Source organism: Brevibacillus sp. DP1.3A (assembly GCF_013284245.2).
GTDB lineage: Bacteria > Bacillota > Bacilli > Brevibacillales > Brevibacillaceae > Brevibacillus.
The window spans coordinates 6,187,097-6,199,164 of record NZ_CP085876.1 but is presented as its reverse complement, the minus strand read 5'-3'; the positions used below and the strand labels follow the sequence as shown (position 1 = coordinate 6,199,164).

Here is a 12,068-nt window from a genome sequence, read left to right as displayed (position 1 = left end):
GCAAAATTGGGTGAATGAAAAAATAGATCAATAAATGAGGTGTGAATCCTCAACCCTGAAAAAGCTTGATATTATGCGGTTTTCCTTAAAGATATCGAGGGAGGGATGTTATGGAAAATTTATTTATCGATCAATATATTTTATAATTTATTAATTCTCTTTATAAATAAATAAAAATTTATTAAATCATTCTAAAACATATTTAAAAAATATATAAAACCATGTATATTGATAAAAGATTTAGAAAAGGGGGATTACTTGTATGAAAAAGAATGTTTTCGTGGCAATGAGTTCTATCCTCGTTCTTGGTGCGGCACTCGCAGGATGCGGTGGCGGAAACCAGGCGGCACCAGCAGATAGCAATGCATCGGCAGGAAAGACAGAAAATTCTGCACCAGCAACTGGCTCTAAATTACTGAAACTGAACCTGCACTCCGAGCCACCAACAGCTGACCCAGGTATTGCGGAAGATACAACTTCCAGCACAATCATCACAGCTACCTTCGAAGGTCTGACTCGCGTTGGTAAAGACGGTAAATATGCTCCAGCAGCAGCAGAGAGCTATACTGTTTCTGAGGACGGTAAAAAATATACATTTAAAATCCGTGATAACAAATGGAGCAACGGCGATCCTGTATCCGCAAAAGATTTCGAATATGCGTGGAAACGCGCTCTTAATCCAAAAACAGCTTCCAACTATGCATACCAACTGTACTATGTGAAGGGCGCAGAAGCCTACAACAAAGGCAAGGGTAAAGTAGAAGAAGTTGGCGTAAAAGCAGTTGACGATAAAACACTCGAAGTAGAATTGGCGAACCCAACTCCATTCTTCCTGGAGCTGGTTGCATTCAAAACATACTTCCCTGTTAATCCAAAAGTAGTAGATGGCAATGAGAAATGGGCTACCGATGCGAAAACAGTTATTGGTAACGGTCCATTCAAAATGGATTCTTGGGAGCACAAGAGCAAGCTCGTAGTTTCCAAAAACGACAACTACTGGGATAAAGACAATGTAAAATTGGACAAAATCGAATTCTCCATGGTAGAGGATGAGAATACCGAGCTGTCCATGTACGAAAACGGTGAACTGCACTGGGCAGGTGCTCCAACATCTGCGTTGCCAACAGACGCGATCCCAGCTTTGAAAGAATCCGGTAAAATGACAACTCAGCCAATCGCGGGTACTTACTTCTACCGTTTCAACACAGAAAAACCACCGTTTAACAACGTAAAAATCCGTAAAGCGTTTGCCTATGCGATCGATCGTCAAAGCCTGATCGACAACATCCTGCAAGCTGGTCAATTGCCTGCAACAGGCTATGTACCACCAAGCATGGCACTGAACAAAGACGGTTTCTACAAGGATAATGACATCGAAGCAGCGAAGAAATTGCTCGAAGAAGGATTGAAAGAAGAGGGTCTCACCAAATTCCCGGCACTTACTCTCTCCTTCAACACTTCCGAAGGTCACAAAAAGATTGCTGAGGCAATCCAAGACCAATGGAAGAAAAATCTGGGCGTAGACGTGAAGCTCGAGAACAAAGAGTGGAAGGTATACCTGGATGACGTACACCAAGGTAAATACCAAGTGGCTCGTGCAGGCTGGTTGGGTGACTTCAACGATCCAATCAACTTCCTGGAAATGTTCAAGGAAAAAGACGGCGGAAACAACGATACTCGTTGGGAAAATCCGAAGTACAAAGAACTCCTGAACCAATCCGCTCTGGAGCTAGACCCAGAAAAACGTAAAGCTATCCTGGCGCAAGCGGAGCAAATCCTGATGGATGAAATGCCAATTATGCCAATCTACTACTACACACAATCTTGGGTGAAAGACGACAAGGTTCAAGACGTAATCATCGATGGTCTGGGGGCTGTAGATTACAAATACGCAGATATCGCAGAAAAGAAATAATAGCTGTGCCTGTAAAAGAAGAGCGGTGTTATACTCACCTCTCTTCTTTTTTTGTCTATTTAATATCCAAAATTTTACACTTTTAATGTATACTAATTTTCGGAAGATTTTCATTAAGAAAATAGGGGTGTGTATGATGAAAAAGAGTGTTTTTCTGGCTTTGAGTTCAGTCCTCGTTTTCGGTGGAATGATGACAGGGTACGAAGGTGTTGTCCAAGCAGCTGAACCTAAAGTTTTAAGAATAAATCTGCAATCGGAGCCGCCTACAGCAGACCCAGGAATTGCGGAGGATACTACCTCTAGCACGATCATCACTGCTATATTCGAAGGTCTGACACGTCTCGGAAAAGACGGTAAGGTGCACCCAGCCGCGGCAGAGAGCTATACCGTTTCTAAGGATGGGAAGACTTATACTTTCAAGATTCGTGAAGCTAAATGGAGCAACGGCGATCCAGTAACGGCACGTGACTTCGAATATGCTTGGAAACGTGCACTCGATCCAAAGACAGCATCTAACTACGCCTACCAGTTGTATTATGTGAAAGGTGCAGAAGACTTCAACAAAGGGACCGGCAAGGCGGGAGACGTTGGGGTAAAGGCGATTGACGATAAGACGCTAAACGTGGAACTGACAAACCCGACACCATTTTTCCCGGAGCTGGTTGCTTTTAAAACATACTTCCCTGTGAACAAGAAGGTAGTCGAAGGCAACAAAAAATGGGCTGACGAGGCTAAGACGGTTGTTGGCAACGGACCATTCAAAATGGAAACTTGGAAACACAAGAGCAATCTGACTGTCGTAAAAAACGAGAAGTACTGGGATAAAGCCAATGTAAAGTTGGATAAGATCGAATTCTCCATGATAGAAGATGAGAATACGGAATTGTCCTTGTTTGATAACGACGAACTGGATTGGGCGGGTGCTCCAATGTCCTCGCTGCCAATCGACGCACTTCCGGTTTTGAGGGAAACGGGCATCTTGAAGACACAACCAATCGCCGGTGCCTACTTTTACCGTTTCAATACAGAGCAAGCGCCTTTTACCAACGCAAAAATTCGTAAGGCGTTCGCTTATGCAATTAATCGTGAAAGCATCACCGCCGATATCATGAAAGCTGGTCAAGTACCTGCAACAGGCTATGTACCACCGAGCATGGCGTTGAACAAAGACGGTTACTTCAAAGATAATGACCTCGAAGTTGCAAAGAAATTACTGGTAGAAGGTATGAAGGAAGAGGGTATCTCCAAACTTCCGTCAATCACACTCTCCTTCAACACATCCGAAGGCCATAAAAAGATCGCAGAAGAAATTCAGGATCAATGGAAGAAAAACCTCGGCGTAGATATCAAGCTCAAAAATTCAGAGTGGAAGGTATACTTAGAAGACGTACACGAAGGTAATTATCAAATCGCTCGTGGAGGCTGGCTGGGTGACTTCAATGATCCCATCAACTTCTTGGAAATGTTCCAGGAAAAAGACGACGGAAATAACGATACACGTTGGGAAAATCCAAAGTACAAGGAGCTCCTGAACCAATCTGCTCTGGAGCAAGACCCAGAGAAGCGTAAAGCAATTCTCATGCAGGCTGAGCAAATCCTGATGGATGAAATGCCAATCATGCCAATCTACTTCTACGCGAACTCTTGGGTGCAGAACGAGAATTTGAAAGATGTAGTGATGGATGGGTTTGGGGATATTGACTTCAAATATGCGGACATCACAAAAAAATAAGAATGCAGGAGAAGAGGGCTATTTTCGTGTCCCTCTTCTTTTTTTCAGTCTCATGGACAAATGACCAATCCATTACGCCCTTGGCTACATAGAGTAAAAAGGAACTAACTGCAACTAGGGGGGATATGGATGGATATTGGTTCTTTGCTCAACATTGTAAAATCAATTCCTAAGGAAAAGCTGAGGACGGATGCGGGAATCAAGGAAGTCATTCGTGAAATGGCCAGAAAGTCAGGGAAAAAATTGACCGAGCAAGAGGTTAACAGTTATGCTGCGCAGTTTCGTCAGATGCAGAAAACAGAAAATGTCGGAAGTCTGTTGAATAAGCTTTCGAAAAAAGGTGTCACTGCAAAGGATTTGGATAATATAAAAAAACGGTTTAGATAAGGGGGTAGAGTGAGGCGGGAGGTGGGATTATCGTTGAGAAAATGAAAGCGAAAAAGAAGCAGGCTGTCCCTAGGGGCACTTTGCAAGAATCGATCAACAAACTTGCGGATGCACAGCATTCAAACAATGCCCAAATGATGAGAGAAATGAGTCAGGTGCGACAGGAGCTACAGGATATGAAGAATACACTGGGGCGTCTTAAACAGGCACCTCCAAGAAGTACAGGAGAACGTCGAGGTCTGCTGTTTGGAGGACGACGGAATACCGCTCAAGTGGAAGCTGTACCCCAACCACAAAAGCCTGCTATTTCTATCGAAGATTTACTGCCGCTTTTACCGTATCTAGGCGACGCTATTCCCCAATTGAAAAACCCAAAGGTAGCTGACTCCATTAAGGTGCTGTCAAATCCAGCTGTGATTTCGCTGATACAGCAATTTCTTGCCAACGGTGGCTTGAACATGATAAAAAAACCGGTTCAAGAAGTAAGTAGGCAAGAGAGAAGGGGATTTTTTCGATAACAAATATCAGTTATAAAGACTGTCTCGCGGGCTTGCGGAGGCGGTCTTTTCATTTTGGTACCAAAAGACTATAAACTTTACAGATCATCTAGCGTCTAATAGAATGGTGAACGTTGCACATTGGCTGACGCCACATAACGAAGAAAACAGACATCACGGAGGAGGTCAGGATGAAGAGACGATTTTACCCTCTGCTTTTTGCGCTGCTGGTCCTGCTGCTAATCCCCGGTTGGGCGGTTGCAGCAAGCAGTGCCTCAGAGGAGGCTGTCAATCTCATGATTGGTGGACAAGCAGTGAATGCTGAAGTGCCGCCAGTCATCAAGAATGGACGCACGTTGGTTCCCGTCCGTGTCATCGCCGAAGGGCTAGGTGCAAAAGTGGATTGGAATGACGCTACTCGAACAGCTGTCATTTCCAGAGGCACACAGCAGCTCTCCCTTACACTTGACTCCCGTACAGCAGTGTTGAACGGCAAACAAGTGAAGCTCGATACGCCGCCTGTTATTTCACAAAAGCGTATGCTGCTGCCACTGCGTTTTGTCGGGGAGTCACTTGGTGTTACAGTCGGGTGGGACAACAGCACACGAACTGTCATTGCGAACGAAACACCACAGGTCAAGCTGAATGGCAAGGCACCAACCCAGCCGATCAAGCTGTATCAAGTGGAAGACACGATGTACGCGTCCGCACAGGCTGTAGCTGAGCAAGTGGGACAAAAAGGCTTTGCGTGGAAAAGACCTGAGCGCGGGATGACGATTGATGATCAGTTGGTTCTCCCATTACGTCAATTGGAGGACGAGCTTGGAGGGTCATTTGCGTGGGACAAGAAAAATAATCAGGTTGAGATCGATCGCCTCAATATTTTGAAAGATGTATCTGAGGACGGCGACCGTGTTCGTATTGAAACGACTATACCTGTCATTCCTCAGTCCTTTGTGATGACAGGTCCTCATCGGATCGTCTTGGATCTCCCACAAACAGCATTGGATGATGATTTAATCGAAGATCTAAAACGTCAAGACGAGAAAAACGATAGCGTAGGCGAATCTGAGGAAGTAGCCTCTGCTGATGATGAAGACCAAGGCACAGATTCAGATTCAGATTCAGATTCTGACGAACTGAATCAGGCAGAACAAGCGAAAGAAGAACCTCTCATCGCTAACCTGCGTTACAGCCAATACAGTGCATCTCCTGACACGGTTCGCGTCGTTATTGAGCTAAACCAAAAGAGCACGTATGAGCTGGCTTACACGAAAGACGGTATCGAAGTAAAATTGACGCCAAAACCGAAGAAAACAGGCTACCTGATCGTCGTTGATGCCGGTCATGGAGGAAAAGACCCAGGCACGAAGGGCTCCACTGGCAACAATGAAAAAGATTACAATTTGGCTGTCTCTAATAAGATTGTGGCTTTGCTGAAGCAATATCCAGAGTTTCAAGTCGTTCCCGTCCGCACGACGGATGTGTTTTATGAACTGTCAGAGCGTGCCGCTTTTGCCAATGAGTTAGATGCCGACTTGTTCTTGTCTATGCATGCCAACGCATTCCCGAAACCGACGGCTGCAGGAACAGAAACTTTCTATTATAATGAAAACAGCAAAGACTTTGCCCAAGTGGTACATAAACATTTGCGTGGGGCAACGCAGTTCCCGGATCGAGGCGTCAAGCAGAGCGGCTTTTATGTGATCAAAAACACGAAAATGCCTGCTGTGTTGACCGAAACTGGCTTCCTCTCCAATCCACAGGAGAATGCGCAGCTGACGAATTCGGCATTCCAAGATAAAATCGCGAAAGCCATTGTTGCGGCTATTCGTGAATACTACGAGTCTTATCAGTAAGGGGGCTTTTCACGATGAAAAAAAGTCGAGCGATCTGGATGGCAGCGTTAGTGATGCTGCTTTTGGCCGGATGTGGGCAAAATGCGACAGAAACACCACAGCCAACCACACCAGTAGAACAGCCATCTGGTTCAAACACTGATCCATCGACAACAGAGCCGACTCTGAAAAAGCAAATGGTCACCGTTTACTATTCAGATAATAATGTGATGGAGCTGCAAAAAGAAGAGCAAGAGATCACGTTTGCAGAAGATATCGAGAAGTACAAAAAGACACTTGCCCTGCTGGAGACGCCTGTAAAGCCAGACGTGCACATTCCACTGTGGAAAGACTTCAAGTACCATTCGATCACACTTGATAAAGGAACCCTGAAAATTGACGCAGATAGCAAGAATCAGTTCAATATGGGTTCAAGTGGCGAGACGATGGCTTTGGATGCGTTGAAGAATACATTCTTTCAGTTCTCGGAAGTAAAGGAGATTGTCTTCTTGGAGGATGGCAAGAAAGTAGAAACGCTGATGGGGCACGTAGATCTCTCCGAGCCACTGAAACGAGACAATTAATTCATCACATAAAGGCGGCACATCCTGTTAATCGGGATGTGCTGCTTTTTTTCTCGTATAGTGGCTGTCGTGGGGAGAAGAATATTTCCAGACTAGGCTCCAGGCTCCGTCCTGCTGGGGGCTGAGACTGTCCGCTCCGAAGCGATTAGCGGGGAAACGCAAAAGTGGTAGCCGCTTCGTCGCATGGGCACGTTGCGTTTCTTTTGCCCGCTAATCGCTTCTCCGCTCGGTTGGACTCCACAAGTCGCTACGTCTGGAAATATTCTTCTCTGTCGTGACTGATTACATTCTTCAATCTTATTTTAAGGCTTTTAAAACCTCGAATAGCACGGAAAGCTCGTAGAGGAAACAGGAGAAAAAAGCGAAGATCTTTGGTACACCTGGTATTATCCCCTCATGGTAGACAGTAAAAAAAGAGTTCATGATATCATGTACTCAACACTGTTGACCGGAGGGGTTTTTTCATGCCACCCAAAAAAGGACAAGTCTTTGTGCGTTATAGCGATGAGATCAAGAAAGAAGCTGTTCGACTACGACTTGAAGAGCGGTTAACCTATGCGAAAATTCGAGAAAGATTAGGGATTAAGGGCGATGCCCAAATCATCGTCTGGGTTCGTAGACATCAAAACGGAGAGTCGTTTGAGGATTATCGGGGGAGCTGGGGGAGGAAGAAGTTTAGCAATCTTGAAGAGGAAAACGCCTACTTGAAAGCTCATTTAGAATATCTAAAAAAGCTCAATCCGAATCTACACGGGGAGGGAAGTTGGATAAGCAAGCCCGGTTTCGTACCATTGAAAAAATGAGTCATACCTATTCCGTCACGATGCTATGTAAGATTGCGGAAGTATCGCGAGCAGGTTACTACAAGTGGAAGACGATCTTGAAGCCCCGTGCTACTCATCGTGTTGAACGAGATACCGACCTGAAGGAACATATTCTTGCCATTCATCGACTTCGTCCACATTTCGGCTATAAACGGATGCGTACAGCTCTACACAAAGAGGGATTTACAATGAATCACAAAAAAGTGCGTAGACTCATGCGGGAACTAGAAATTCGCTCCGTTATTCGGAAGAAGCGCCCCTTTGCGGGGCGTAAGCCATCAGTTGTTTTTCAAAATGTTCTCAATCGTGAGTTTGCAGCAGAAACGATATTGAAGAAATTAGTAACGGACATTACCTTTATTCGAATTGGACATCAATTTGTATACTTATCGGTCATTTTAGATTTGTGCAACAACGAAGTTGTGGCCTGGGAGATGTCTTCTAACAACGATTTACAACTTGTTCTTCGTACAGTAGAACATGTAAACGCGAAAGGTGCTATTCTTCATTCCGATCAAGGATATCAATACACAACGAAAACGTACAAGAATCTACTTGATGATAAAGAGCTTATTGGAAGTCATTCAAGAAGAGGGAATTGTTACGATAACGCCTGCATCGAGTCCTTCTTTTCCCATTTAAAAACAGAGAAACTCTACCTTGAAAGACCAGCAAATGAAACGAAAGCTCGGAGAATGGTAACGGAATATATCAACTACTATAACCAAGATCGTTTCCAGAAAAAGCTCGGCAATCTCTCCCCTGTAGAATACCGAGAAGCGATTGCCGCATAAAAATTTACTCTTTTTCACTGTCTATTTGACAGGGCTATGACCAACCGACCGAGACGGAATGCAAAAAGCGAAACACGCTCTTAAGCGTCCACCTCTGAAAAACATCCTGAAAGAACTACTTTGGACGCGGTTTCGCTTTTTGCATGGAGGCGGGCAGTGAATCCCTCAGCGGGTGGGACAAGAAGCTGAGCGTTTTCTCCTGTTTCCTCCTCACCCCAACAGCCGGACATCATTTTTTATGTTGGCGTTTCTTCGCGATCCGTGAATAGAAACTTGATGGCATATACCCCAAACAAGCCTACTATCGTATACACGATTCGACTTACGATAGACTCCGCTCCACCAAACAAGCTTGCGACTAAATCAAATTGAAATAACCCGATTAATCCCCAGTTCAGGGCACCAATGATCACAAAAAGCAAAGCTAGCCGTTCCACATGGACACCCCCACCAAAAGAATAGGGACAGTATTCCCATGTTTGCGTCGTTTTACAACAGGAATCCCGGGATCTTTAAGAAAGCTTTACATTCACAACATAATACGACAACATTCCCGCTGTATAGTTTGTACTTGTAAGAGAGAAAAAAACAAACCGAACCTTTTAAGGAGGATTTTCATCCAATGAAAAAACTCAGCAAAATGTTTATTGCGCTGACATGTGTAGGGGCATTACTCGCGGGGTGTGGAAGTGGCAACACAGCACAGACACCAGCACCAGCGCAAAAACCAGCTCAGGAGCAAAGCAACTCTGGTTCGACAACAAAAACTTCCGGTGAACCTGTAACAGCAGTGGGTTCAACCGCTTTACAGCCTCTGGTCGAGCAAGCGGCCAAAGACTTTATGGCAAAAAATGCAGGCGCACAAATCCAAGTACAAGGCGGAGGAAGCGGCACGGGCTTGAGCCAAGTAGCAAGCGGTGCAGCAACGATCGGTAACTCCGATATTTTCGCAGAAGAGAAAAAAGGCATTCCAGCAAACGAACTGGTAGACCATAAAGTAGCGGTTGTCGGTATGGCAGCAGCAGTAAGCCCGCAAGTAAAAGTAGACAACTTGACTAAGCAACAATTGATCGACATCTTCACTGGTAAAATCACCAACTGGAAAGACGTTGGCGGTGAAGACATGAAGATCACGCTGGTTAACCGTCCGAAATCTTCCGGAACTCGCGCGACATTCAGCAAATTCGCGTTGGATGGTAAAGAAGAAGCAGAAGGTATCACAGAGGATTCCTCCGGTACTGTTCGCAAAATCATTGCTGAAACACCAGGTGCAATTGGTTACTTGGCACTGTCCTACTTCAATGACTCTGTAAAAGCTCTGAAATTGGATGGCGTGGAAGCAAATGCAGAAAACATTACATCGAACAAATATCCAGTATGGGCGTACGAGCATATGTACACCAAAGGTGAAGCAACTGGCGATGCAAAAGCGTTCCTCGACTTCATCCTGACTGACGAAGTACAGAAGAAAACTGTAACAGAATTGGGCTTCCTGCCAATCACAGATATGAAAGTGGAACGTGATGCAGAAGGCAAAGTAACACAAAAATAAGCGTTATCATCAACAGCAAAATAGAGGGGTAGGGGGGCCTTCCCCTCATTTTGCTTGCGTACAGTCGTTTTCTTTCCAGGAGGGAGAACATGAGCCATCGTACTGAAGGGGTAAATACAGAGCGTAAATCGATGATTGCGCAAAAAATGCTGACAACGAACAAGCGTCAAAAGACAGAGAATATTACTGGCAAAACCATTGCGATGATTTGTGCGGGTTTGCTCGTTATTGTTGTTTTATCGATCACCTATTTTATTGCTTCAAAAGGGTTGTCGACGTTCTTCGTCGATGGAGTAAGCTTCAAAGAATTTTTAACCCATGACAAATGGGACCCAGAAGGTGAACCATCCGCGTATGGTGTCCTGCCTTTTATTCTTGGTTCGTTTTTCGTAACGGCACTGGCTGCTTTGATTGCCGCACCACTCGGAATCGGCGCCGCTATTTTTATGACAGAGATCTTTCCGGGCTTCGGGAAAAAAGTATTGAAGCCGGTAATCGAGCTGTTGGTTGGTATCCCATCGGTCGTTTACGGTTATGTTGGACTAACTTTGCTTGTTCCATTTATTCGCGAACAATTTGATGTTCTTGGCTTCAGCTTATTGGCAGGGGGACTTGTTCTTGCCCTGATGATTTTGCCTACCATTACGAGTGTGGCAGCAGATGCCATTGAGGCTGTTCCGCAAGACTTGCGCAACGCTTCGCTCGCGTTGGGTGCTACTCGCTGGCAAACCATTTGGAATGTCGTGTTGCATTCCGCGCTTCCTGGCTGTTTGACGGCCATTGTTTTGGGAATGTCTCGTGCTTTTGGAGAAGCTTTGGCTGTGCAAATGGTTATCGGTAACACAACGAAGCTGCCAGGCGGTTTGCTCGAACCGATCAGTACGCTCACTAGCGGTATTACATTGAACATGGGGAATACGATTCAAGGAACTCCGTATAACAACGCTCTCTGGTCAATGGCTTTGCTGCTCTTGGCGATGTCTTTCATCTTTATCGTGATTTTGCGCCTGTTGGGCAGAAAGAGGTTGGCGAAATAGATGAAAGCGAGACTGATGGACCGCGCTGCTACTGTTGTTTTGACACTGATTGCCGTACTGATTATCGGTACCTTGGTGGGACTATTGGGCTTCATTCTCTCACAAGGCTGGCATAAGCTGAATCTCGACTTTTTGACCTCTCCACCGGATATTGTCAATGCGGGTGGCGGGATTGGACCACAGCTTTTCAACTCGTTGTACTTGCTGGTCCTGACCATGCTGATCGCGTTGCCGCTCGGGATCGGAGCAGGCATTTATATGGCTGAATATGCGCCGGATAACAAGATTACACAGTTTATCCGCATGAGTATAGAAGTATTGTCTTCTCTTCCGTCTATCGTAGTTGGTTTGTTTGGATTGCTCGTATTCGTAAATATGACTGGCTGGGGTTATACCCTGTTTGGTGGAGCACTTGCGCTGACGGTATTTAACCTGCCACTCTTGGTTCGTGTAACAGAGGATGCACTGCGCAACGTACCACGTAGTCAAAAGGAAGCGAGTCTCGCGCTTGGTATTACCAAATGGCGTACCATCGTGTCTGTCATCCTTCCAGCAGCACTCCCAGGTATCCTTACAGGTGCCATTCTGGCATCTGGCCGTGTATTTGGGGAAGCGGCTGCCTTGCTGTTTACAGCGGGGATGTCTTCACCGAATCTGGATTTCACCGACTTCTCATTGAATAGTACGACCTCACCGTTGAACCCGTTCCGTCCTGCCGAGACATTGGCCGTGCATATTTGGAAGGTAAACAGCGAGGGGCTGACACCGGATGCGCGTGATGTCGCAGATGGCGCATCTGCTGTTCTGATTATTGCCGTCTTGCTCTTTAACCTTTCCGCTCGTTGGTTCGGGAATTGGGTTTACAAAAAGATGACGTCAGGATCAAACTAAGAAGAGGTAGGTGGCAG

General features: G+C 45.5%; 11 protein-coding genes. 10 read left to right on the top strand and 1 reads right to left on the bottom strand.

Going from position 1 to position 12,068, the window contains the following annotated elements:
• Positions 1 to 262: 262 nt before the first annotated feature.
• The 7 genes from HP399_RS28680 to HP399_RS28650 all read left to right on the top strand — a co-directional run bounded on the left by HP399_RS28680 (position 263) and on the right by HP399_RS28650 (position 8,571).
• Complete coding sequence (locus HP399_RS28680; RefSeq protein WP_173621259.1) at positions 263 to 1,915, top strand: peptide ABC transporter substrate-binding protein; 1,653 nt, start codon at positions 263 to 265, stop codon at positions 1,913 to 1,915.
• 136 nt (positions 1,916 to 2,051) lie between these two features.
• Positions 2,052 to 3,647: a peptide ABC transporter substrate-binding protein gene (locus HP399_RS28675; protein WP_173621283.1), complete on the top strand. Its 1,596-nt coding sequence runs from the start codon at positions 2,052 to 2,054 to the stop codon at positions 3,645 to 3,647.
• A gap of 129 nt (positions 3,648 to 3,776) precedes the next feature.
• Positions 3,777 to 4,034: a hypothetical protein gene (locus tag HP399_RS28670; RefSeq protein WP_173621258.1), complete on the top strand. Its 258-nt coding sequence runs from the start codon at positions 3,777 to 3,779 to the stop codon at positions 4,032 to 4,034.
• Between the two features lie 41 nt (positions 4,035 to 4,075).
• Positions 4,076 to 4,552, top strand: a complete 477-nt coding sequence (locus HP399_RS28665; protein ID WP_173621257.1) for a hypothetical protein — start codon at positions 4,076 to 4,078, stop codon at positions 4,550 to 4,552.
• Positions 4,553 to 4,722: 170 nt separating this feature from the next.
• On the top strand, positions 4,723 to 6,390 hold the full coding sequence (locus tag HP399_RS28660; RefSeq protein ID WP_173621256.1) for an N-acetylmuramoyl-L-alanine amidase family protein: 1,668 nt from the start codon (positions 4,723 to 4,725) through the stop codon (positions 6,388 to 6,390).
• A gap of 14 nt (positions 6,391 to 6,404) precedes the next feature.
• Positions 6,405 to 6,953: a GerMN domain-containing protein gene (locus HP399_RS28655; protein WP_173621255.1), complete on the top strand. Its 549-nt coding sequence runs from the start codon at positions 6,405 to 6,407 to the stop codon at positions 6,951 to 6,953.
• 464 nt (positions 6,954 to 7,417) lie between these two features.
• A protein-coding gene (locus HP399_RS28650; RefSeq protein ID WP_173621254.1) for an IS3 family transposase occupies positions 7,418 to 8,571 on the top strand; the annotation gives its coding sequence in 2 pieces (ribosomal slippage) (positions 7,418 to 7,679 and positions 7,679 to 8,571; 1,155 coding nt in all).
• A 236-nt stretch (positions 8,572 to 8,807) separates the two neighbouring features.
• Here the strand turns inward: HP399_RS28650 and HP399_RS28645 are convergent.
• Positions 8,808 to 9,008 carry a DUF378 domain-containing protein gene (locus tag HP399_RS28645; RefSeq protein ID WP_173621253.1) on the bottom strand — a complete coding sequence of 67 codons (201 nt, stop codon included), beginning with the start codon at positions 9,006 to 9,008 and terminating at the stop codon, positions 8,808 to 8,810.
• A gap of 185 nt (positions 9,009 to 9,193) precedes the next feature.
• On the opposite strand from HP399_RS28645, the gene HP399_RS28640 reads away from it, so the two are divergent.
• The 3 genes from HP399_RS28640 (at position 9,194) to pstA (ending at position 12,051) form a co-directional block, all read left to right on the top strand.
• Entirely contained in the window at positions 9,194 to 10,123 is a 930-nt protein-coding gene (locus HP399_RS28640; RefSeq protein ID WP_007721131.1) for a phosphate ABC transporter substrate-binding protein PstS family protein, read from the top strand.
• An 89-nt stretch (positions 10,124 to 10,212) separates the two neighbouring features.
• Positions 10,213 to 11,160: a phosphate ABC transporter permease subunit PstC gene (gene pstC, locus HP399_RS28635; RefSeq protein WP_173621252.1), complete on the top strand. Its 948-nt coding sequence runs from the start codon at positions 10,213 to 10,215 to the stop codon at positions 11,158 to 11,160.
• Positions 11,161 to 12,051 (top strand): phosphate ABC transporter permease PstA, encoded by an 891-nt coding sequence (gene pstA, locus HP399_RS28630; RefSeq protein WP_173621251.1) that lies wholly within the window; start codon positions 11,161 to 11,163, stop codon positions 12,049 to 12,051. It abuts the gene before it with no gap.
• Positions 12,052 to 12,068: the final 17 nt, after the last annotated feature.